General features: G+C 66.9%; 22 protein-coding genes. 12 read left to right on the top strand and 10 right to left on the bottom strand.

From position 1 onward, the window contains the following. Positions 1–56 precede the first annotated feature (56 nt). From PARHAE_RS07840 to pqqA, 10 genes are all read right to left on the bottom strand, one after another. Positions 57–1394: an ATP-binding response regulator gene (locus tag PARHAE_RS07840; RefSeq protein ID WP_241232715.1), complete on the bottom strand. Its 1338-nt coding sequence runs from the start codon at positions 1392–1394 to the stop codon at positions 57–59. Further along, positions 1369–2538, bottom strand: coding sequence for an FIST N-terminal domain-containing protein (locus tag PARHAE_RS07835; RefSeq protein WP_126154050.1), 1170 nt, complete (start codon positions 2536–2538; stop codon positions 1369–1371). Before PARHAE_RS07835 ends, PARHAE_RS07840 begins: the two co-directional genes overlap by 26 nt. Next, positions 2538–3245 carry a response regulator transcription factor gene (locus tag PARHAE_RS07830; RefSeq protein ID WP_126154049.1) on the bottom strand — a complete coding sequence of 236 codons (708 nt, stop codon included), beginning with the start codon at positions 3243–3245 and terminating at the stop codon, positions 2538–2540. The genes PARHAE_RS07835 and PARHAE_RS07830 overlap by 1 nt, the downstream gene beginning before the upstream one ends. Before the next feature lie 127 nt (positions 3246–3372). Then, positions 3373–3930: a cysteine hydrolase family protein gene (locus PARHAE_RS07825; protein ID WP_126154048.1), complete on the bottom strand. Its 558-nt coding sequence runs from the start codon at positions 3928–3930 to the stop codon at positions 3373–3375. Between the two features lie 10 nt (positions 3931–3940). Next, positions 3941–4717 (bottom strand): quinoprotein dehydrogenase-associated SoxYZ-like carrier, encoded by a 777-nt coding sequence (locus PARHAE_RS07820; protein WP_126154047.1) that lies wholly within the window; start codon positions 4715–4717, stop codon positions 3941–3943. A gap of 2 nt (positions 4718–4719) precedes the next feature. Continuing rightward, positions 4720–5856, bottom strand: coding sequence for a pyrroloquinoline quinone biosynthesis protein PqqE (pqqE, locus tag PARHAE_RS07815; RefSeq protein ID WP_126154046.1), 1137 nt, complete (start codon positions 5854–5856; stop codon positions 4720–4722). Further along, a complete protein-coding gene (gene pqqD / locus PARHAE_RS07810; RefSeq protein WP_126154045.1) occupies positions 5853–6173 on the bottom strand; it encodes a pyrroloquinoline quinone biosynthesis peptide chaperone PqqD in 321 nt (106 codons plus the stop codon). Before pqqD ends, pqqE begins: the two co-directional genes overlap by 4 nt. Continuing rightward, complete coding sequence (gene pqqC, locus PARHAE_RS07805) at positions 6170–6922, bottom strand: pyrroloquinoline-quinone synthase PqqC (protein ID WP_241232714.1); 753 nt, start codon at positions 6920–6922, stop codon at positions 6170–6172. The genes pqqD and pqqC overlap by 4 nt, the downstream gene beginning before the upstream one ends. Further along, the gene (gene pqqB, locus PARHAE_RS07800) at positions 6919–7800 is read right to left on the bottom strand and encodes a pyrroloquinoline quinone biosynthesis protein PqqB (protein WP_126154044.1); all 882 of its coding nucleotides are present in this window, start codon (positions 7798–7800) and stop codon (positions 6919–6921) included. Before pqqB ends, pqqC begins: the two co-directional genes overlap by 4 nt. A gap of 71 nt (positions 7801–7871) precedes the next feature. After that, positions 7872–7964, bottom strand: coding sequence for a pyrroloquinoline quinone precursor peptide PqqA (gene pqqA, locus PARHAE_RS07795; RefSeq protein ID WP_043131127.1), 93 nt, complete (start codon positions 7962–7964; stop codon positions 7872–7874). A 139-nt stretch (positions 7965–8103) separates the two neighbouring features. Here pqqA and PARHAE_RS07790 point away from each other — a divergent pair, with 139 nt between their 5' ends. The 12 genes from PARHAE_RS07790 (at position 8104) to PARHAE_RS07735 (ending at position 23176) form a co-directional block, all read left to right on the top strand. Next, positions 8104–9156 (top strand): quinoprotein relay system zinc metallohydrolase 2, encoded by a 1053-nt coding sequence (locus tag PARHAE_RS07790; RefSeq protein ID WP_126154043.1) that lies wholly within the window; start codon positions 8104–8106, stop codon positions 9154–9156. Between the two features lie 82 nt (positions 9157–9238). Next, positions 9239–10594, top strand: coding sequence for an ABC transporter substrate-binding protein (locus tag PARHAE_RS07785; protein WP_126154042.1), 1356 nt, complete (start codon positions 9239–9241; stop codon positions 10592–10594). Between the two features lie 57 nt (positions 10595–10651). After that, positions 10652–11647, top strand: coding sequence for a carbohydrate ABC transporter permease (locus PARHAE_RS07780; protein WP_126154041.1), 996 nt, complete (start codon positions 10652–10654; stop codon positions 11645–11647). Then, positions 11647–12780: a carbohydrate ABC transporter permease gene (locus PARHAE_RS07775; RefSeq protein ID WP_126154040.1), complete on the top strand. Its 1134-nt coding sequence runs from the start codon at positions 11647–11649 to the stop codon at positions 12778–12780. The genes PARHAE_RS07780 and PARHAE_RS07775 overlap by 1 nt, the downstream gene beginning before the upstream one ends. Further along, positions 12773–14317: an alpha-amylase family glycosyl hydrolase gene (locus tag PARHAE_RS07770; RefSeq protein ID WP_420899392.1), complete on the top strand. Its 1545-nt coding sequence runs from the start codon at positions 12773–12775 to the stop codon at positions 14315–14317. Before PARHAE_RS07775 ends, PARHAE_RS07770 begins: the two co-directional genes overlap by 8 nt. Before the next feature lie 18 nt (positions 14318–14335). Beyond that, complete coding sequence (locus PARHAE_RS07765; protein WP_126154038.1) at positions 14336–15475, top strand: ABC transporter ATP-binding protein; 1140 nt, start codon at positions 14336–14338, stop codon at positions 15473–15475. Between the two features lie 62 nt (positions 15476–15537). Then, entirely contained in the window at positions 15538–17934 is a 2397-nt protein-coding gene (locus PARHAE_RS07760) for a membrane-bound PQQ-dependent dehydrogenase, glucose/quinate/shikimate family (protein ID WP_126154037.1), read from the top strand. 67 nt (positions 17935–18001) lie between these two features. Further along, complete coding sequence (locus tag PARHAE_RS07755) at positions 18002–18946, top strand: GAF domain-containing protein (protein WP_126154036.1); 945 nt, start codon at positions 18002–18004, stop codon at positions 18944–18946. A 127-nt stretch (positions 18947–19073) separates the two neighbouring features. Continuing rightward, positions 19074–20600, top strand: a complete 1527-nt coding sequence (adh, locus tag PARHAE_RS07750; RefSeq protein ID WP_126154035.1) for an aldehyde dehydrogenase — start codon at positions 19074–19076, stop codon at positions 20598–20600. Positions 20601–20666: 66 nt separating this feature from the next. After that, a complete protein-coding gene (gene adhP, locus PARHAE_RS07745) occupies positions 20667–21692 on the top strand; it encodes an alcohol dehydrogenase AdhP (RefSeq protein WP_126154034.1) in 1026 nt (341 codons plus the stop codon). Between the two features lie 99 nt (positions 21693–21791). Beyond that, positions 21792–22850 (top strand): DNA topoisomerase IB, encoded by a 1059-nt coding sequence (locus tag PARHAE_RS07740; RefSeq protein WP_126154033.1) that lies wholly within the window; start codon positions 21792–21794, stop codon positions 22848–22850. Further along, positions 22847–23176, top strand: coding sequence for a DUF779 domain-containing protein (locus PARHAE_RS07735; RefSeq protein ID WP_126154032.1), 330 nt, complete (start codon positions 22847–22849; stop codon positions 23174–23176). The genes PARHAE_RS07740 and PARHAE_RS07735 overlap by 4 nt, the downstream gene beginning before the upstream one ends. Positions 23177–23236: the final 60 nt, after the last annotated feature.

The raw sequence follows: 23236 nt of genomic DNA, 5'->3' as shown, positions 1-23236 counted from the left end.
CCCCCCGCGGCGAAGGGCAAGCCCCACCGCGCGCGCCCTCGGCCTTTGGTCGCAGATCATGCCAGGATGCCGCCCAGCATCTCGGCCAGTTCCGAGGGGCGCACGGGCTTTTCCATCAGATGCACCTGCATGGCGGCGCAGTTGCGGGCGATCTGCGGGTCGCGATGGGCGGTGATCATCACGGCGGGGATCGCCTGGCCCGCCGATCGGCGCAGGGCGGCGATGGCCTGGACGCCGGTATCGCCGTTTTCCAGGTTGTAGTCGGCCAGGATCACGTCGGGCGGGTCGTCGCCCATGGTCGCCAGGGCCTCGGCCGTGCCGCCGGCGATGCGGGCCACCATGCCCAGCCGGTCGCGCAGGATCATCTCGTATCCGCGCCGCATCCCCTGGTCGTTTTCCACCACCAGGGCGACCCGGCCGCGCAGGGGCAGGGTGGCGCGGGCGGGCCGGTCCGGGCCGCTGCGGTCCTGACGCTGGACCAGGGGCAGGCCGACGCGAAAGACCGTGCCGCGCATCGCTTCGGAATCCAGGCGGATCGGGTGGTCCAGCTTGGCGCAGGCGCGGCGCACGATGGACAGGCCCAAGCCCATTCCGGGTGTCCGGTTGTCGTTGCCAAGCCGCTGGAATTCGTCGAAGATCCGGTTCCGGTCCACGGCCGGGATGCCCACCCCCGTGTCATAGACGCACAGCCAAGCCAGCGGCCCGCGCTTGCGCGCGCCCACCACCACGCCGCCCCGGTTGGTATACTTGATCGCGTTCGACACCAGGTTCTGCGCGATCCGCCGCAGGAAGACCGGGTCGCTTTCGACCACCGCATCGGTGGGCACGAAGGACAGCCGCAGCCCCTTCGCCTCGGCCAGGGGGGCGTATTCTATGGCCAGCTTGCGGAACAGATCGCCCAAGGGCACCGGCTGGCGGTGGAATTCGATCCGCTGGCTGTCCAGCCGAGAGATGTCCAAGACCGCGTGCATCAGCTGTTCCACCGATTCGAAGGCCCCCGACAGCCGGTCGGTCAGTTCCGCCTGATGTTCGGTCATCGGCGTATCGGCCAGCATCGACAAAAACAGCCGCGCCGCCGACAGGGGTTGGAGCAGGTCGTGGCTGGCCGCGCGCAGGAAGCGGGTCTTGGATCGATTGGCTTCTTCGGCCGAGGCGCGGGCGACGGCCAGTTCGCGGTTGCGTTGCGACAGGTCGGCCAGGGCGCGTTCCAGGTCGCGGGTGCGGGCCATCACCTCTTGTTCCAGGGCGACGGCGGCCTGGAACATCGACCAGGCCGAGCCGCGCGATTCCTCCAGCCGGTCGATGCGGTCGATCAGCACCTGGTTGATGCGGGCCAGCTTTTCGACCCGGCGTTCGGGACCGTCGTCGTCACGCAGCATGGGTCGGTGCCGCATCCGTGTTGGGCATGAAGGCCAGTCCCACGAAGGTCTGGTTCACATGCATCCCGCTGTGCTGTTCGCCATAGGTGTTGAACCCCGCCACGCGATACCGCGCCAGCAGTTCCGACATCTGGTCGCTCAGGCCCTCGCGTTCGACCGCCAGGCGGCGCAGGATGCAGTCGAAGGCCAGAACCATCAGCGGCGGGCGGGGCAGGGCGGCAAGCGCCTCGGCGAAACCCTGGGTCATGTCCTCGGCCCGGCCCAGCGTCAGGACGGTGCCGGTGTCGATGGCCGACATCAGCGACAGCCCGCCGTCGCCGGTCTGCGCGCTGATCGCCCGGACGTGATGGTGGCGGCCCATCCGCAGCAACAGCGGATGGCGCGCGAATTCGGTGGGTGTCAGGGCGTCGGGGGCGAGTCCGGTCAGGCGGGCATATTCCTCGGCCGCCGGTTCGGCGTTCAGTTCCAGGATGCGGCGCTTTTCGGGGATCGCGGCGGTGACGACCACGCGCCGGTCGGTGGGGCTGAAATGGGCGAAGGTCACCTCGCTGACGGCCAGGTCGGTTTCGACCAGCAGGAAGACGGCGGCATTGGTCACGACCTTGCCCTGGGCCAGCAGCCAGGTCTGGCGGAACAGCAGCCCGTCGCCCGCCGATCCGCCCAGCGTCGGAACCGAGGGCAGCGCCGCGTCGATGGTGGCCACCAGGGCGTCTTCCTGGCCCGCCAGCCCGTCGACCAGCAGCAGCCCGAACAGCGACCGCTGCGGATCGGGACCGAAGCCCGCCTGCAACCGGCGCAGCGCCGCCATCCAGTCCGACACCGGCAAGGCGTCCAGATCGGGCAGCACCAGGGCCGAGGCACGGAAATGCGCCGCCGGAAAGCCGATGGCGACCACGCTGTCGCTGGCATAGCCGCACGGCCCGATTTCGCCTGCGGACGAACAGCCCGCGATCACGCAGCCCTCGGGCAGGCCCGCCCGCAGCGCCGCGTCAAGCGCGGCCAGTTCGGGACCATGCGCGCCGAAGATCAGGACCAGGCCCGGATTGGCTCCGCGCAGGCCGTCCAGCAGGATCCGGCCGTGATCGGCCTGTCCGCGGTCGGCCTGCACGGCCACCGGCCCGGTGGCGCCCTCCTTCGCTGCCGGGCCGGTATCCATCATCAGCCCGCCTCGAACAGGCGGACCGTATTGGCAAGCAGCACCGCCTGGGTGCGGCGGCGGGCGTTGATCTTGGACATGATGGCGGTGATGTGGGTTTTCACCGTCGCCTCGGCGATGGACAGGTCATAGCTGATCTCCTTGTTCGCCTTGCCCTGGCAGATCAGCCGCAGGATCTTCATCTGCTGCGGCGTCAGGGTGGCGAAGCGGCGCGCCAGTTCGGCCTTGGCCGCATCGTCCGCATCGGCCTGGTCGGGCGCATAGCCTTCGGGGGTGACATGCTCGCCCTCCCACATGCGGCGCAGGCTGTCGACCAGGGCCTCGCGGCCCAGAGACTTGCTGATATAGCCCTGCGCCCCTGCGGCCATCGCCGCCGATATCATGGCGCTGTCCATGTCGGCCGAGATCATGGTGATCGGCACGTCGGGCAACTGGCGGCGCAGGGTGACGATCCCCTCGGCCCCGCGCGCGTCGGGCAGGTTCAGGTCCAGGATCACCGCGTCGGGCGCGCCCTGCGCCTTGATCCCGTCCAGGGCCGCGCCCAGGCTGCGGGCGGTCCGCACATTCTTCAGGCCGAAGCTGATCTTCAGGGTCAAGGCCAGGGCATCGCACATCAGCGGGTGATCGTCCACGATCAGGATTTCCCGGACCTGATCGGCGCTTTGCCGTGGCGTCTGCGGCGCACGGGCCTGCATGGCTGCGGCTGTCATCGTGATTCCTCCTCGGATGATATCGCGGTCTCCCCTCCGCAACATTCTTTCACGATTGTAGGCCTGCTGTGCGCCAACGCAAGCCCGCTGATGCGACCAAGGTCGCGGTCCCGCCGGGCCGGCGGCGTCAGGCGGGTTGACCGGCGATCCAGTCCTGCGCGTCCGTGACGGTGGCATAGCCGAAGGCCAGCCCGCTCATCATCGCGGCATGGACCTGGGCGGCCGGGACGGTCGTGCCCTGGAATTCCAGGTCGCGGGTCGCGCAGGCATCGGCGATCACCGTGGTCTTGTAGCCCAGATCGGATGCCGCGCGGGTGGCCGCGTCGATGCACATATGGCTCATGGCGCCGACGATCACCACGTCGGTGACGCCGTTGTCGTCCAGGATGCGTTGCAGGCCGGTATCCTTGAAGGCGTTGACGTTGTTCTTGGTCACGACGATCTCGTCCCCCTGCGGCGCCGCAGTCGGGTTGATGCCCGCGCCCTCGCTGCCGGGATGGAAGAACGGCGCCGAATCGTCGGCGAATTCGTGGCGAACATGCACGATCAGGTCGCCCCGTTTGCGGGCGGCATCCAGCACGGCGCGGGCCTTGGCGGCGGCGTCCTCCATGCCCTCCAGCGGGAATTTTCCGCCGGGGAAATAGTCGTTCTGAATATCGACGGCGATGGTCGCGCGCTTGGTCATGATGGTGTCCTTATCCATTGACGGCATCGAAGCTGTGGTCCCAGGTATTGCCGTCCGTATCCTCGGCATGGACATGGATCGGCTGGCCGTTGGGGGCATAGGCGAAGCGGAACACCGGATCCTCGCTGATCGAGATCCCGGCTTGCAGGGAAAACAGCAGATCCTCGCCCTGCCGGACCTCGAGCCGGTCGATGAAATGGGCGGGGATGTTCAGCAGCGTCACCTGGTCGCGTTGCAGGCCCGAGAAATTCGGATGCCGGATCATCAGCGTGCCGACGGTCCGGCCGTCCTGGACGGCGCTTTTCCAGCGCATCTGGCCCATCGTCGCTTCGACCTCGGCCATGTCCTTGCCCGCCGGGGCCGAACAGCCGCCCGAAGCCTTGACGAAGCGGCCCGCCATCACGCGGGTGCCGTTGCCGGTATCGGCGATGGCGCGCACGTCGGAATAGCTGTCCACGCGGACGCGGAATTCGAAATCCAAGGGCGCCATGGCCGGGCCGAAGCTGTATTCGGCGGCGACCGGGGCGGGATTTTCGTCGATCACCAGGGTCACGGCCTGGACCGGCGGAGCGTCGGCGGGCTGGGTCAGGCGGATCGGGACGATGGCGGCCTCGTGTGCGCGGACCGGGGCGTCCAGATCCAGCACGCCCGCGTCCTGCGGCACATCGGCCGACAGGCCCAGCACGGAATCGCGCAGATCGTCCCAGGTCGGAGAATTCTTCAGCGGATTGTCCTGCGCCGCCGCCGGTCCGGCCAGCAGCAGCGCGACAAGGGCAAGGGTCTTCATGTCTAATCCCCTTTTTTCATGCGGCGATAGATGAAGTCGGCGGGGTCGGCCTGGGCATCGGCCTCGGCGCGGGCCACCACGTCGGCGTGGAAGGGCGACCGCGAACAGACAGGATCGGTCGCCCGCGCATCGCCCGCAAGCGCCATGGCCTGGCAGCGGCAGCCGCCGAAATCCACGGTCTTGCGGTCGCAGCCCTGGCAGGGTTCGGGCATCCAGGCGGTGCCACGAAAGGCGTTGAAGCTGTCCGAATTCAGCCAGATGTCGTCCAGATCCCGGTCGCGCACATTCTCGAAGCGCATCCAGGTGATCGACTGCGCGGCGTGGCAGGGCAGGACGGTTCCGTCGGGCGCGACGTTCAGGCCGGTGGATCCCCAGCCGCCCATGCAGGCCTTGGGATAGACGGCGTGGTGGTCGGCGGGAACATAGTCGATGACCATCCGCCCGCGCAGCCGGATGCGCGCGTCGTTCACCACCTGCCGCGCCATGGCCGCCTGGTCGCGGGTGGGCATCAGCGCGCGGCGGTTCAGATCCGCCCAGCCGTGAAACTGCACCGTCGCGACCTCGATCCGGCGGGCGCCCAGCCGTTCGGCCAAGTCTATCATGTCGGGCAGGCGTTCCAGGTTCTGGCGATGGACCACGGCGTTGATGGTCAGCGGGAAGCCGATGTCGCGCACCCAGTCGGCGAAACCCATCTTCTTGTCCCAGGATCCGGGATGGCCGCTGATCCGGTCGGCCATGTCGGGGCGGATCCCCTGCAAGGACAGTTGCACGTGATCGACGCCCGCACGGTCCAGTTCTTCCAGCCGGTCGCGGGTGATGCCGATGCCCGAGGTGATGAGGTTCACATACAGGCCCGCATCGCGCGCGTGAGCCACAATCTGCGCCAGATCCCGCCGCGCGCCGGGTTCCCCGCCCGAGACATGGACCTGCAACACCCCCAGGTCGGCGGCCTGGCGAAACACCCGGCCCCAGTCGTCGGCGGTCAGTTCCTGGGCGGCGCGGGTCAGTTCCACGGGGTTCGAACAATAGGGGCAGGCCAGCGGGCAGCGATGCGTCACCTCGGCCAGCATGGCCATGGGCAGGCCGGGGGTGACGGGGTTGCCGTCCAGGTCGCGGGGCTGATGCTGCTGGTCCTTCATGACCTGTCCTTCACAAAGACCATGCGCCGTTCGATCAGTCCGGTCAGAAAATCGCGCACGTCGCCCGCGATCTGATCGTCGGGCGCGTTATAGCGCGCGGCAAGGTCATGGACGATCCCGGCCATGCTGCGACGGCCGTCCAGTTCCGACAGGATCGCATCGCCGATGGCGTCCAGCTGCATGGCCCGTTCGGGGGCCTGCAAGACGCGGATGCCGCGCACCCGGTCATCCGCCAGCCGCACGCCGCGCGGCAGATAGGGAATGTCGTCGGGTTCGATCAGGGCGGCTGGCCTTGGGGGGGCTGGCTGGGCGTTCATTTTGCCATCCCCTCTCCCGGCCGCCAGGCGCCCGGCGGGATGTTGCCCTCGACATAACCGTGCCACAGCGCGTCAAGCTGCGCCCACAGCACGTCGGTCTTGAAGATCAGCGCCGCCGCCGCCGCGTCCTGTTTTTCCAGCGTGTCGGCATGGGTCAGGACATAATCCAGCCCGAAGGCCACGTCCTCGGGCGCCTCGGTCAGGCGCTTCTTGAAATAGGACAGGCTGGCGTCGTCGGCGAAATCGTAATGGGCCAGCAGCCCCTCGATCCGCTGGGCGTGGATTTTCGGCGCGAACAGTTCCGTCAGGCTGGCGGCCACCGCGTCCAGCAAGGGCATGTCGCGGACGAAGCGGACATAGGCGTCCACCGCGAAACGCGTCGCGGGCATGATGCCCACCCCGCTGGCGACATAATCGGGGTCCAGCCCCACAGCCTGCGCCAGGGCCAGCCAGCGGCGGATGCCGCCGCCTTCGGTGGTGCCGCCGTCGTGATCCTCGATCCGCTTGCGCCAGGCGCGGCGCAGGTCCGGGTCTTCCACCCGCGACATGAAGGCCGCGTCCTTCATCGGGATGCGAGACTGATACATCCAGCGATTGATGACCCAGGCGCGAACCTCGTCCGGGGTGCAATGGCCGCCATGCAGCCGTTCGTGGAACGGATGGCGGTCGTGATAGCGTTCGGCGCCGATGGCGCGCAGCCGGGCCTCGAAATCCTCGCGCGATTGGGCGGTGTCGCGAATATCCTTCACAGCGTGATCTCCATTCCGTCGCGGCCGATCTGCCAGCCAGCGGCCTGCGCTTCGGCGGTCTGCGTGCTGCCGGGATCGGTCAGCGGGTTCGAATTGTTCATGTGGACGAAGACCCGCTGCCCGACGGCCAAGCCGCGCAGGGCGGCAATCGTGTCCACCACCGGAATGTGGCCCATGCGCAGGCCGGTCTTCTGGCCCAGGCCCATGCGGATCATCTCGTCATCCTCCCATAGGGTGCCGTCGAACATCAGCAGGTCGGCGCCAGCGATGCGGTCCAGCAGCCAGCCCGGCAGGTCGGCGCAGCCGGGGATATACAGCGCGCGGCGCCCGTTCGCCGCCAGTTCCACGCCCACAGTGGTTTCGCCGACCAGGCCGGTCTCGACCACCGCGCCTTCCTGATACAGCGGCACCTTGCCCGGCACCGCGAACAGCGTGGCGGTGAGCCCCGGCGCCAGGTCGATGGACTGGTCCAAGGCCACGGTCCGGCGCGGCACCAGATCCTCGCGCAGGGCGGCCAGCATCGGGTTCGCGGACAGCGCCGCATGGATCGCGGGCGTCGCATACAGCGCAAACGGCTGGCTTTCGCGCAGCGTCAGCAGCCCCGCCACATGGTCGATATCGCCGTTCGTGACCAGCACCGAGCGCAGCGGCATGTCGCGCAGCCCGGTCGGATGCAGCGCGGGCGTCGCCGCCAGTTGCGCGCGGATGTCGGGCGAGGCGTTCAGGATCGCCCAGTCCCGCCCATCCGCGCTGACCGCGACCGAGCTTTGCGTCATCGCCGGAATACGCCCGACCCGCGCGGCGTTGCAGTTGCCGCAGCCGCAGTTCCATTGCGGCAGGCCGCCGCCCGCCGCTGCGCCCAGCACGATGATCCGCATGATCCCCCTGACGAAAAGACCCCGCCCGATCGCGTCGGACGGGGCCGGTCATGATGCCTGAAGCGAACGCTTCAGAACAGGACGGGTTCGTCCTCGGCCGGGGCGTACATGTTGATTTCCATGCCGCAGGCGATTTCTTTCAGGATGGGTTTCGTCCAAGCCATGCATTTCCTCCAAATCCACGGCCGCCAGGATGGCGACTGTCTGTGATGTTAGCCCAGAGACAACGCGATTCAACACGACTAAGGTCGGAGGTCACGAAAAGTTGGAAAGCGCAACCCGTCACATTGGGAAGATCCGGCAATGTTTCATGCCATCTTGTCCGCCTGCCTTGCCGCCAATCCCCCGACCTGCGCCCCCATGACACTGGTCGCGCAGCCGTTTGCGACCCTGGCGGATTGCAAGGCTCAGGCGCCGCGAATCGCCGACACGTGGCTGGGGGACCGCCCCTCGCTGGTCCAGGGGGGCCTGTCCTGCGCGCCCCTGGCCGACCTGCCCGCCCTGCCGGTCCAGGCGGTGGCCCAGGGAATCCACGTCCATATCGGCCAGATCGCCCAGTTCGAGGACAGCCCGGACGGCTGGATCGCCAACCTGGGCTTCGTCATCGGGCGCGACAGCATCGCGGTGATCGACGCAGGCGCATCCCGCCAGCAGGGGCAGGCCCTGTTCGCGGCGATCCGCCGCATCAGCGACAAGCCGATCAGCCACCTGATCGTCACCCATATGCACCCCGACCATGCCTTCGGGGCCGAGGTCTTCCGCGAGGCGGGCGCCGCCGTCGTCGGCCATGCCCGGCTGGGCGATGCTCTGGCGGCGCGCGGCCCGGTCTATCTGGACAACCTGACCGATCTGTACGGGCCGGGGCCGATGATCGGCACGCGGGTCGTGCTGCCCGACATCGAAGTGGCGGACCGGCTGGACATCGACCTGGGCGGGCGCATCCTGACGCTGACCGCGACCGGCCCGGCGCACAGCGACAACGACCTGACCGTGCGCGACAGCGCCACCGGCACGCTGTTCGCGGGCGATCTGGTGTTTCGCGGGCTGACCCCCATCGTCGATGGATCGCTGCCCGGTTGGCTGGACTGGATGGCGGCGGGCCAGACCGGCGGTCCCATCGTGCCGGGCCACGGGCCGGTCGCGGCGGACTGGCCGCAGGCGGTGGGCGCGCAGCGGGAATTCCTGACTGTCCTGGCCGCCAGCACCCGAGAGGCCGTCGCGCAGGGGTTGCCCCTGTCGCAGGCGGTCCCCGCCATCGTCGCCGCCTTGCAGCCCTTCGCATCGGACTGGGCATCCTTCCCGGACTCTGCCGCGCGCGACGCGACGGCCGCCTTCAAGGAACTGGAATGGGAATAAGCGTTTGACAGGATGGGTCTTATCAAGAGACCATCGGCACAAATTCTCGCGCATAAGATGCGGAGATCGAAGGGGGAAGGACATGAGGACATCGTTTCATGCGACCGTGGCGATTGCCGCGCTGATGGCCGGCGGCGCCCAGGCGCAGCTGGTGATCGAAAAGGGCAGCGACGACCGCATCGACTGGCAGAGCCTCGAGGATTTCGGCGCCGCCCATCCCGACCTGCAAGGCCAGAGCGTGACGATCCTGGCGCCCTGGCTGGGACCGGACCAAGAGCTTTTCACCTCGATCGCGGCCTATTTCGAGGATGCGACGGGCGCGACCGTGAACTATTCCGGGTCAACCAGCTTCGAACAGCAGATCGTCATCGACAGCGAGGCAGGTTCGCCCCCCGACATCGCCGTGCTGCCGCAGCCGGGGCTGGCGGCGGATCTGGCATCCAAGGGATACCTGCGCGACCTGGGCGAGGACACCGCGCAATGGGTGCGCGACAACTATGCGGCTGGCGACAGTTGGGCCGCGCTTGGCACCTATGCGGGCAAGGACGGAACCGAACATTTCTTCGCCTTCCCCTACAAGGCCGACGTGAAGTCGCTGGTCTGGTATGTCCCGGAAAACTTCGAGGATGCGGGATACGAGATCCCCACCACCTACGAGGATCTGAAGGCGCTGACCGAACAGATCGCGGCGGACGGCGAAACCCCCTGGTGCATCGGCCTGGCGTCGGGCGGGGCGACCGGCTGGCCCGCCACCGACTGGGTCGAGGATCTGATGCTGCGCCTGAACACGCCCGAGGATTACGACGCCTGGACCACCAACGCGCTGCCCTTCAACGATCCCAAGGTCGTCAAGGCCATCGAGGAGTTCGGCTGGTTCGCCAAGAACCCCGATTTCGTGGCGGGCGGCCCGGCATCCGTCGCGTCGAACGATTTCCGCGAAAGCCCTGCCGGTTTGTTTGCCAGCCCGCCCGCCTGCTACATGCACCGGCAGGCCAGCTTCATCCCGTCCTTCTTCCCCGAAGGCACCGTGGTGGGCGAGGATGCGGATTTCTTCTATTTCCCCGCCCCCGCCGACGGCAGCCTGGGCCAGCCGGTGCTGGGCGGCGGCACGCTGTTCGGGGTTTTCACCGACAACCCGGTGGCGCTGGCCTTCATCGACTTCCTGAAAACCCCCGCCGCGCATGAGTTGTGGATGGCGCAGTCGGGATTCACGACGCCCTATACCGGCGTCAACATGGACGCCTATGCCGATGACACCCAGCGGCGGCTGGGGCAGGTTCTGCTGGACGCGACGGTGTTCCGCTTCGATGGATCGGACCTGATGCCGGGCGCGGTCGGCGCGGGCGCGTTCTGGACGGGGATGGTGAATTTCGTCGGCGGCGCTTCCGCGCAGGACGTGGCCGACCGGATCCAGCAGACCTGGGCCACGCTGAAATAACGGTCGTGGCGCGGCGGGCCGGCCGCCGCGCCTGTCGTCGGTTCACGAGGTATCGGAATGGAACTGTTCTGGCTGGCCGTCAGCACCATCGCCATCGGCGTCTTCGGCTGCGTGGCGTGGTTCTGGGGATCGAACCTGATCCTGGACCGCATCTATCCCCCGCGCGGGCCGAATGCCGGGGACAATATCCGCAAGGCCAACCAGATCCGCCCTTGGCTGTTCCTGGGTCCGGCGATCCTGTTCCTGGGCGTCTATCTGGTCTATCCGATCTTCGACAGCCTGTGGCGGTCGCTGCACAATGCGCGGGGCACCGACTTCGTGGGCGGCGGCAATTACGCCTGGCTGCTGAACGACGGAAAATTCCGCGAATCCATGCGCAACAACCTGGTCTGGCTGTTGGTGGTGCCGGCTTTGTCCACGCTGTTCGGGCTGATCGCGGCGCAGCTGACCGACCGTCTGAAATGGGGCAATATCGGCAAGTCGCTGATCTTCATGCCGATGGCGATCAGCTTTGTCGGCGCCGGGGTGATCTGGAAATTCATCTATGAATACCGCGCGCCGGGCGAAAACCAGATCGGGTTGCTGAACGCCATCGTCCAGGCCCTGGGGGGTGAGCCGCAGTTGTGGCTGACGCTGATCCCCTGGAACAACCTGTTCCTGATGATCGTGCTGGTCTGGATCCAGACGGGATTCGCGATGGTGATCCTGTCCGCCGCCCTGCGCGGCATCCCCGAGGAAACCATCGAGGCCGCGATCCTGGACGGCGCATCCCCCTGGCAGGTGTTCTTCAAGATCAAGGTGCCGCAGATCATGGGCACTATCGCGGTCGTGTGGACCACCATCACCATCGTCGTGCTCAAGGTCTTCGACATCGTGTTCGTGATGACCAACGGGCAATGGGGCACGCAGGTGCTGGCGAACCTGATGTATGACTGGATGTTCCGCGGCACGCCCGATTACGGGCGCGGATCGGCCATCGCCATCATCCTGATGATCCTGGTCACGCCGATCATGATCTGGAACATCGTCAACGCCCGGCGGGAGGTGCGCTGATGGAGGGCATGGCCGGACAGAAATCGGGTCTTGTCTGGGCGGTCAACATCGCGGCCTTCCTGCTGGTGCTGCTGTGGACCATCCCGACGCTGGGCCTGCTGGTGTCGTCTTTCCGGGATCGCGACCAGATCCTGACCTCGGGCTGGTGGCAGTCGTTTTCCGCCCAGCAGGCGACGGGCTTCGTGCGCACCGGCACGGGCGACGATGCGGTCCAGCAGGACGGCGCCTATGTGATCGAGGGCAACGTGCTGGAGGAGGGCCAGTCCCTGATCGCCTGGGGCACCCGCGCCCGCGAACCAGGCGCCTTCCAGCCCGGCGAGACGGCCGAGATCGGCGACGGCTGGCAGGTCACGGTGGCCCCGGACGGCAGCTATCGCATGACCTCGCCCACCCCGTTCGAGATGCGCCGGGGCGAACGGATCTTCGTCACCACCGGGGCGCCCGCCCGGCTGACCACCGAAAACTATGCCCGCGTGCTGACCGCCGAAGGGCTGGGCCGCGCCTTCATGAACACGCTGACGGTGACGATCCCCGCGACCGTCATCCCGATCCTGATCGCGGCCTTCGCCGCCTATGCGCTGGCCTGGATGGAGTTTCCGGGCCGCGCCATCCTGACCGCCGCCGTGGTGGGGCTGCTGGTCGTGCCCTTGCAGGTGGCGCTGATCCCGCTGCTGCGGCTGCACAACGAACTGGGCATCGGCAAGGGATACCTGGGGATCTGGCTGGCCCATACCGGCTTCGGCCTGCCCTTGGCGATCTATCTTCTGCGCAACTACATGGTCGGCCTGCCGCGAGAGGTGATCGAATCCGCCCGCGTGGACGGCGCGACCGAATTCCAGATCTTCCGCAAGATCATCCTTCCGCTGTCTTTTCCGGCATTGGCCAGCTTCGCGATCTTCCAGTTCCTGTGGGTCTGGAACGACCTGCTTGTCGCGACCGTTTTCCTTGGCAATACCAGGGAGCAACTGGTCATGACCGGCGTCTTGCGCGAATTGATGGGATCGAAGGGCGGGGAATGGGAGATCCTTGCCACCTCGGCCTTCATCTCAATCGCGGTGCCGCTGATCGTGTTCTTTGCGATGCAGAAATATCTGGTTCGCGGATTGCTGGCCGGATCAGTGAAAGGTGGATGACTTGACGGAAAAGACCGTGGATTGGTGGAAGGGCGGCGTGATCTATCAGATCTATCCGCGCAGTTTTCAGGACACGACCGGCGACGGCATCGGCGATCTGGCGGGGATCACGCAGCGCCTGCCCTATGTCGCCTCGCTGGGGGTGGATGCGGTCTGGATCTCGCCCTTCTTCACCTCGCCCATGAAGGATTTCGGCTATGATGTCTGCGATTACCGCGGCGTCGACCCGCTGTTCGGGCGGATGGAGGATTTCGATGTCCTGATCGAACGCGCCCACGAACTGGGCCTGAAAGTGATGATCGATCTGGTGATGTCGCACACCTCGGACCAGCATCCGTGGTTCATCGAAAGCCGGGCCAGCCGCGACAATCCCAAGGCCGACTGGTATGTCTGGGCCGATCCCAAGCCGGACGGAACCGTGCCCAACAACTGGCTGTCGATGTTCGGCGGCACCTCGTGGCAGTGGGATGCGCGGCGCGAACAGTATTATCTGCACAACTTCCTGGCCTCGCAGCCCGACCTGAACTTCCACAACCCGGAAGTGCAGGACGAATTGCTGGACATGGCGAAGTTCTGGCTGGACAAGGGCGTGGACGGCTTTCGGCTGGATACCGTCAACTTCTACTTCCACGACGCGCAACTGCGCGACAACCCGCCCTTGGCCAAGGAATTGCGGAAGTCCGACACGGCCCCGGCGGTCAATCCCTACAACCACCAAAGCCACAAGTTCGACAAGTCGCAGCCCGAAAACATCGCCTTCCTGGAACGGATGGCGACGCTGCTGCGCAGCTATGGCGCCGCCGTGATCGGCGAGATCGGCGACAGCGAACGCGCCCTGGAACTGCTGGAGGAATATACCGGCGTCGCGGGCCGGATGCAGATGTCCTATGTCTTCGACTTCCTGTCCGGCCAGGATCTTGCCGCTGCCCGCATCTCCGAGGTGTTCGAAGCCCTGCATTCCGTCGCGCCGAATTCCTGGCCGTGCTGGGCGATGTCGAACCACGACGTGGTGCGCCACATCAGCCGCTGGAACCTGTCGGACCAGGCTGCCAAGGCCTATGCGACGGTGCTGCTGTGCCTGAAAGGCTCTGTCTGCCTGTACCAGGGCGAGGAACTGGGCCTGCCCGAGGCCGAGATCGCCTTCGAGGATTTGCAGGATCCCTATGGCAAGGAGTTCTGGCCGGAATTCAAGGGCCGGGACGGCTGCCGGACGCCGATGGTCTGGGACATGGGCGTGAACGGCGGCTTTTCCACGGCCAAGCCCTGGTTGCCCATTCCCCATACCCATTTGCAGCGCACCGTGGTCGCGCAGGAAGCCGATGCGCAATCCATGCTGCACCATTACCGCTGGGCCATCGGGCTGCGGCGCAAGCATTCGGCGCTGCGCGGCGGCACGATGTCCGACATGACGGTCAATGGGCCGATCCTGACCTTCACGCGTGCCGACGACAAGCAGACGCTGGAAATCCGCGCCAACCTTTCGGACGACGCGGCCGGAGGCCTGCGTCCGTGGCAGGTGCGGATCATCGAGGGATAGGGTGCAACGGAGGACGCCATGGCCGATCTGAAACTGACCGATGTCGCCAAATCCTATGGCGAGGTGAACGTCCTGCGCGACATCGACCTGGACATCCGGTCGGGCGAGTTCATCGTCTTCGTCGGCCCCTCGGGCTGCGGGAAATCGACCCTGCTGCGGATGATCGCCGGGCTGGAACGGATCAGCGGCGGCACGCTGGAGATCGACGGCCAGCGGATGAACGACATCCCGCCCAGCCAGCGGGGCATCGCCATGGTGTTCCAGTCCTATGCCCTCTATCCGCACATGACGGTGCGCGACAACATGGCCTTCGCGCTGAAGATCGCGGGCAAGTCGCGAGCCGAGGTGCAGGAGGCCACCGACCGCGCCGGAAGGATGCTGCAACTGACGCCCTATCTGGACCGTTTGCCCAAGGCCCTGTCGGGCGGGCAGCGCCAGCGGGTCGCCATCGGCCGGGCCATCGTGCGCGATCCCAAGGTGTATCTGTTCGACGAGCCGCTGTCGAACCTGGACGCCGCGCTGCGCGTCGCGACTCGGATCGAGATCGCGCAGTTGAAGGCGTCCATGCCCGACCGGACGATGATCTATGTCACCCATGACCAGACCGAGGCGATGACCCTGGCCGACCGGATCGTGGTTCTGGCGGGCGGCGGCATCGCCCAGGTCGGCGCGCCGTTGGAGCTGTACGAACGCCCGGTCAACGAATTCGTGGCGGGCTTCATCGGCAGCCCGGCCATGAACCTGCTGCCCGGCCGCGTGACCGCCGCCGGTCCCGTGACCACCGTCCAGCTTGATGGCGGCGGCACCGCGCAGGCGGCGATCCCGACCCGCGCGGGGGACGAGGGGATGCGCGTCAACATCGGGGTCCGCCCCGAGGACATGCGCGAAACGGACGGTCCCGCGATCTTCGAAGGCACCGTGGACCTGACCGAGGCCCTGGGCGAAGTGACGCTGCTGTATTTCGGCACGCGCGGCGGCGGCGTGCCGGTCATCGCCAAGCTGCCGGGCATCCATCCGGGCCTGAACGGACGGACGGTGCGCCTGACCGCCGATCCCGCCGCGCTGCATCTGTTCCATGACGGGCAGTCGCTGCTGTATCGGCCGGGGGTCGATCTGCCGCCCTATCGACCGCGCGCGGCGATGGCCGTGCCCGCCTGAAACCGATCCGACAGGGAACCGCAACCGCCGGTTGGGCGTCACCTTTCGAAAGGGGACAGCCCATGCGCGTATTTCTGACCATCGTCTTTGGCCTGATCGGCGTCATCCTGTTGGCGGGCGGCATCTATCTGATCGCCCTGGGCGGATCGCCCTTCATCGGGTTTTCCGGCGCGGCGCTGCTGGTCACGGCGGTTTTCGTCCTGCGCCGCAGCGACCTGGCGCGATGGATCTATGCCGGTTTTCTGATCCTGCTGGCAGCCTGGTCGCTGTGGGAATCGGGTTACGACTGGTGGGCGCTGGCGTCCCGCATGGGGATGTTCCTGATCCTGGGCCTTCTGCTGCTGCTGCCCTTCGGCGCGCGGCGGCGTCCGGGGTGGACGGCGCTGGCGGCGGTGACGGTGATCACCGGGGTGGGCCTGCTGGGCAGCCTTGCCACCGACCCGCATGACATCAAGGGCGCGCTGCCCGACCAGATCGCCAATGCCGATCCCGACATGGGACCGCCCGGCGGGCCGCAGGATTGGCTGGCCTATGGCCGAACCGATTTCGGGCAGCGCTTTTCGCCGCTGGATCAGATCACGGCGCAGAACGTGGCGTCCCTGGAAACCGCCTGGACCTATCAGACGGGCGACCTGAAACAGCCCGAGGATACCGACGAGACGACCTATCAGGCGACCCCGATCAAGGTCGGCAACACGCTGTATCTGTGCACGCCGCATAACTGGCTGGTGGCGCTGGATGCCGATACCGGCGCGGAACGCTGGGTCTACAAGGCCGATATCAGCCCGCTGAGCCAGCGCCAGCATCAGACCTGCCGGGGCGTCAGCTATTGGCCGGGCGACGGCGGCGCGGCCCCCGCCGGACCGGCGGCGGTCCTGCCTGCCGATACCGACCACCCGGCGACCCCCGCCGTCGCCGCAGATGCCACCCCCGACGTGCAATGCGACACAAGGCTGTTCATGCCGACCTCGGACGCGCATCTGCTGGCCATCGATCCGACCACCGGCGCGCTGTGCCCGGAATTCGGCGACAACGGATCGTTGAACCTGATCCACAACATGCCGTTCCGGCAGGCGGGGTTCTATTATTCGACCTCGCCCCCGGTCATCGTCGGCACCACGCTGGTGATCGGCGGCGCGGTCAACGACAACTATGATGTCAACGCACCCTCGGGCGTGATCCGTGCCTATGACGTGCGCGACGGGCGGCTGCTGTGGAACTGGGATTCCGGCAATCCCGACGCCACCGCGCCCTTCGACGTGAACGACCCGACGCAGGTCTATACGCCGTCCTCGCCCAACAGCTGGGCGCCCCTGTCCGCGGATCCGGGGCTGGGGCTGGTCTATGTGCCGATGGGCAACCGCACCCCCGACCAGTTGGGCATGTTCCGCAACGAGGCCGAGGAGACTTATGCCAGTTCCGTGGTGGCGCTGGATGTGGCGACGGGACAGGCCCGCTGGGTGCAGCAATTCGTGCATCACGATCTGTGGGACATGGACACGCCCGCCCAGCCGACGCTGCTGGATCTGGACATGCCGCAAGGCCGGGTGCCCGCACTGGTCGTGCCGACCAAGCAGGGCGACGTTTACGTGCTGAACCGCGAGACGGGCGAGCCGATCCTGCCCATCACCGAACGCCCCGCGCCGCAAGGCACCATCCCCGAGGATTTCGCGGCCCCGACCCAGCCGGTTTCCGCGCTGTCCTTCGAGCCCGAACCGCTGACCGAATCGAAGATGTGGGGCGCCACGCTGGTCGACCAGATGCTGTGCCGCATCCAGTTCCGCCAGTTGCGGTATGAGGGCCGCTATACGCCGCCGTCGCTGCAAGGCACGATCGTCTATCCCGGCAATTTCGGGGTCTTCAACTGGGGCGGCATCGCCGTCGATCCGCGCCGCCAGGTGATGTTCGGGATGCCGCTGCAACTGGCCTTCACCTCGCGCCTGGTGCCTGCCGCCGAAGCGGAAGGGGCGACCAATTCCGGCGAACAGGGGCTGAATTCCAACACCGGCGCGCCCTATGCGGTCGAGATGGGGCCGTTCCTGTCGCCCATCGGTGTGCCCTGCCAGCAGCCGCCCTGGGGCTTCGTCGCGGGCGCCGACCTGCGCACCGGCGAGATCGCCTGGAAGCACCGCAACGGCACCACCATGGACATGACGCCGCTGCCGATCCCGCTGCCCCTGGGGATGCCGGGCATCGGCGGGCCGGTCGTCACCGGGTCGGGCGTGGTCTTCCTGGCCGCCGCCGTGGACAACTATCTTCGTGCCTATGACCTGACCACCGGGGCCGAACTGTGGCGCGGGCGTCTGCCTGCGGGCGGGCAGGCCACGCCGATGACCTATCTGGACAGCCAGGGGCGGCAGATGGTGGTGCTGGTCGCGGGCGGGCACGGGTCCATCGGCACCGATCTGGGCGATTATGTGCTGGCCTGGCGGCTGCCTGCGGGGACCGGGGGCAATTAGCCCTTGGTCCTATTGCCGACTTGCATGTTATACTGTCCGCTACCGACCGAGGAGGAGCCGGCCCGGTATGCGTCACGCGGATTACGTCGCAAGACAGTCGCAGTCGAATTCAGCGACCTCGGCCCTGACAGCGTCATGGCGGCGGTCGCTGTTCAAGCACGGGCTGGATCCGGCCGACGCCCGCCGCCCCGAACGGCTGACGCTTGAGGAACTGAGCCAGCGTCGGCAGGCCATGGATCCGTTCCTGCGCGTGGCCGCCCCGCAACTGGATCAGTTGTTCAATCTGGTGGGGCTGTCGGGCTGCAACGTGATGCTGACCGATGCCGACGGGGTGGTGCTGGACCAGCGGGTGAATGGCGCGGATGCCGAACAGTTCCGCGACTGGGGGCTGTGGCAGGGCACGCTGTGGTCCGAGGCCGTGCAGGGAACCAACGGCATCGGCACCTGCCTGGCCGAGGGGCGGCAGGTCACCATCCATCGCGACGAACATTTCCATACCCGCAACACCGGCATGTCCTGCATGGACGCGCCGATCTGGGGGCCGGACGGGCGGTTGCTGGCGGCGCTGGATGTCAGCTCTGCCCGCGCCGAGCAGACCGAACGCTATAACCGGCTGATCTCGGCCCAGGTGGCGCAGACCGCGCGGGCCATCGAAGCCGTGTTCTTCCGCGCCAGCTTTCCCGACGCGCGCATCGTCGTGGCCGACGACACGGCGGATGCCGCTGTCCTGCTGGCGGTGGACCAGGACGACCTGGCCATCGGCGCCACCCGCGCCGCGCGCCGCGCCCTGGGGCTGGAACGCGAAGGCGCGATCCGCCCGCGCCCGGCCGCCGACCTGCTGGGCCGCAGCGACGATCTGACCGGCTTCGACAAGGCCGAACGCGCCGCCGTGGTCCGCGCGCTGGCCCGGTCCGACGGCAATGTCTCGGCCGCCGCGCGCGCCCTGGGGATCGGGCGGGCGACGCTGTATCGCCGCATGTCCCGGCTGGGACTGGCGGAAAAATCCGGCTGACTGTCTCATGGTTGAGACAGGGCTGTGTCACGGCACGGCAAGGGCGGTTGCAACGAATCGCGCACCCGCCAAGCTGTGACCCATACCCGGAGAGGGAGACTCCGGGCTATTTCCAGAGGAGGAAACGATGCCGAACGACCAGACGCACGAATTCAAGGGCGTGGGCGTGATGCCCTTTGCCAAGCGCTACGACAACTTCATCGGCGGGCAGTGGACCGCGCCGAAGTCGGGCAAGTATTTCACCAACACCACCCCCATCACCGGCGCCGAGATCGGCGAGATCGCCCGATCCAACGCCGACGACATCGAGGCCGCGCTGGACGCCGCCCATGCCGCCAAGGACAAATGGGGCCGGACCTCGGCCGCGGAACGGTCGCTGATCCTGCTGCGCATCGCCGACCGGATGGAACAGAACCTGGAACTGCTGGCGACGGCGGAAACCTGGGACAACGGCAAGCCGATCCGCGAGACGATGGCCGCCGACCTGCCGCTGGGCATCGACCATTTCCGCTATTTCGCGGGCGTGCTGCGCGCCCAGGAAGGCGGGATTTCGGAAATCGACCACGACACCGTGGCCTATCACTTCCACGAACCGCTGGGCGTCGTGGGCCAGATCATCCCGTGGAACTTCCCGCTGCTGATGGCGGTGTGGAAGCTGGCGCCCGCGCTGGCCGCCGGGAACTGCGTGGTGCTGAAGCCCGCCGAACAGACTCCCGCCAGCATCATGGTCTTCGTGAACCTGATCGCCGACCTGCTGCCGCCGGGCGTGCTGAACGTCGTCAACGGCTTTGGCCTTGAGGCGGGCAAGCCCTTGGCCAGCAATCCGCGCATCGCCAAGATCGCCTTCACCGGGGAAACCACCACCGGCCGGCTGATCATGCAATATGCCAGCGAAAACCTGATCCCGGTGACGCTGGAGCTGGGCGGCAAGTCGCCCAACATCTTCTTCGAGGATGTGCTGCGCGAGGATGACGATTTCTTCGACAAGGCCCTGGAAGGCTTCGCGATGTTCGCGCTGAACCAGGGCGAGGTCTGCACCTGCCCGTCGCGCGTGCTGATCCAGGAATCGATCTACGACCGCTTCATCGAACGCGCGCTGAAACGCGTCGAGGCGATCAAGCAGGGCGATCCGCGCGACAGCGCCACGATGATCGGCGCGCAGGCCTCGTCCGAGCAGAAGGAAAAGATCCTTTCCTACTTCGACATCGGTCGCAAGGAAGGCGCCGAGGTTCTGATCGGCGGCGAGGCGGCCGACCATGGCGGGGAACTGTCGGGCGGCTATTACATCAAGCCGACCGTGTTCCGCGGCAACAACAAGATGCGGGTCTTCCAGGAAGAAATCTTCGGCCCGGTGGTGTCCGTGACCACCTTCAAGGACCAGGACGAGGCGCTGTCGATCGCCAATGACACGCTGTACGGTCTGGGCGCGGGCATCTGGTCGCGCGAAGCCAATACCTGCTACCGCTTCGGCCGCGCGATCAAGGCGGGCCGGGTCTGGACCAACTGCTATCACGCCTATCCGGCCCATGCGGCCTTCGGCGGCTACAAGCAGTCGGGCATCGGGCGCGAGAACCACAAGATGATGCTGGACCACTATCAGCAGACCAAGAACATGCTGGTCAGCTACAGCCCCAAGAAGCTGGGCTTCTTCTGACGACGGCTGGCCGTCATGCCACCGGGGCGGGCCGCAAGGCCCGTCCCCCCGCTGAAAGGAACCGTCATGGCGAAAACCATGAAAGCCGCCGTCGTGCGCGAATTCGGCAAACCCCTGTCGATTGACGAGGTGCCGATCCCCGAACCCGGCCCCGGCATGATCCAGGTGCAGATCAAGGCATCCGGCGTCTGCCATACCGACCTTCACGCAGCCGAGGGCGACTGGCCCGTCAAGCCGAAGCCCCCCTTCATTCCGGGGCATGAGGGTGTGGGCTTCGTCTCCGCCGTGGGCCAGGGCGTCCGGCATGTGAAAGAAGGCGACCGGGTGGGCGTGCCCTGGCTCTATTCCGCCTGCGGCTTCTGCAAGCATTGTCTGGGCGGATGGGAGACGCTGTGCGAAAGCCAGCAGAACACCGGCTATTCGGTCAATGGCGGTTTCGCGGAATATGTGGTGGCCGATCCGAACTATGTGGGCCATCTGCCCAAGAACGTCGATTTCGCCGAAATCGCGCCGGTTCTGTGCGCGGGCGTCACCGTCTACAAGGGGCTGAAGGTGACGGACACCAAGCCCGGCGACTGGGTGGTCATTTCCGGCATCGGCGGCCTGGGCCATATGGCGGTGCAATATGCCAAGGCGATGGGCCTGAACGTCGCCGCCGTCGACATCGACGACGAAAAGCTGGCCTTTGCCCGCAGGCTGGGCGCCACCGTCACCGCCAATGCCATGACCGAGGATCCGGTGGCGAAGATCCGCAAGGAGACCGATGGCGGCGCGCAGGGCGTGCTGGTTACCGCCGTCAGCCCCAAGGCGTTCCAGCAGGCCGTCGGCATGGTCGGGCGGGGCGGCACCGTGTCGCTGAATGGGTTGCCGCCGGGGGATTTCCCGCTGGACATCTTCGGCATGGTCCTGAACGGCGTCACCGTGCGCGGATCCATCGTCGGCACCCGGCTGGACTTGCAGGAATCGCTGGATTTCGCCGCCGACGGCAAGGTCAAGGCCACCATCCACAAGGCCCGGCTGGAGGATGTGAACGACATCTTCGCCCGGATGCACAAGGGCCAGATCGAAGGCCGCATGGTGATGGAGATCTGACCGCTTCCGTCCCGCGTCTGTCGCCGTCCCCTCCTGCGGCGCAACCAAAGGCGCGGGGCGGTGTTGATCCGAAAGCCTCCCGCTTTCGGATCAACGCCCATGCCCGACGATGCCGTCATCCCCGACCCGCGCGACGCCGCGAAAGAGGCGGGGCTGATCTATGTGAACGATGACATGCCCGGCATCACCCGGCAGCGGTCCGGCAAGGGGTTTTCCTATCGCGGCCCCGATGGCAAGACGATCACCGACAAGGCCGAACGGGCGCGGCTGGCCTCGCTGGCGATCCCGCCCGCCTATACCGATGTCTGGATCTGTCCCGATCCGCGCGGCCATGTCCAGGCCACCGGCCGCGATGCCAAGGGGCGCAAGCAATACCGATACCACCCCGATTTCCGCGCCATCCGCGACGGCGCCAAATACGACCACATGCTGGACTTCGCCCATGTGCTGCCGCAGATCCGCGACCGGGTGGACCAGGACATGTCGCGGCGCGGGCTGCCTGCCGAGAAGGTCGTGGCCACCGTGGTGCATCTGCTGGAAAACACCATGATCCGCGTGGGCAACGCCGATTACGCGCGGCAGAACAAGTCGCACGGGCTGACCACCCTGCGCGACCGGCATGTGAAGATCGACGGCAGCCAGATCCGGTTCCGCTTCAAGGGCAAGTCGGGCAAGGAGTGGAACCTGGGCCTGAAGGACCGCCGCGTGGCCCGGATCGTGCGCGCCGCCCAGGACATCCCCGGCCAGCACCTGTTCCAGTATCTGGACGAGGACGGCCAGCGGCAGAAGATCACCTCGACCGAGGTGAACGCCTATCTGCGCGACATCTCGGGGCGGAACGTCACCGCCAAGGATTTCCGCACCTGGACCGGCACCGTTCTGGCCGCCCTGGCGCTAGCCGAATACGAGGCCGTCGACAGCCAGGCGGCCGCCAAGCGCAATATCCGCGAGGCGATCGAACAGGTCGCGGCCCGCCTTGGCAACACGCCCACGATCTGCCGCAAATGCTATGTCCATCCACAGGTGATCGATTCCTATCTGGCGGACGAATTGAAGCTGGAATTGCAGGACGAAATCGCCGAGGATCTGCAAAAGACCGGCCTGCGCCCCGAGGAACGTCAGGTGCTGGAGTTCCTGAAGAAAAGGTTGAAGACATGAGCAAGGTTTCCGCGACCCCCGCCGCCCTTGACCTGATCGCGGAAATTGTCGCTGACCACGGCCCGGTCCTGTTCCACCAGTCGGGCGGATGCTGCGACGGGTCGTCGCCCATGTGCTATGCCCAGGGCGATTTCCGCGTGGGCGAGCGCGACGTGAAGCTGGGCGAGATCGGCGGCGCGCCCTTCTACATCAGCGCCTCCCAGGCCGAGGCCTGGGCGCATACGGATCTCATCATCGACGTGGTGCCGGGACGCGGCGGCATGTTCAGCCTGGACAACGGGCGGGAAAAGCGGTTCCTGACCCGCTCGGAAATCTGCTCGATCTGATCGCGCGCCGATTGGCAGGGGGGCGGCGGTCCCCTATAACCCCCGCAGCAAACGGGGATC

Origin of the sequence: Paracoccus haematequi (genome assembly GCF_900631945.1) — a bacterium.
Lineage (GTDB): Bacteria > Pseudomonadota > Alphaproteobacteria > Rhodobacterales > Rhodobacteraceae > Paracoccus > Paracoccus haematequi_A.
The sequence above is the reverse complement of the archived record's forward strand: the minus strand, read 5'-3'. Positions and strand labels throughout refer to the sequence as shown.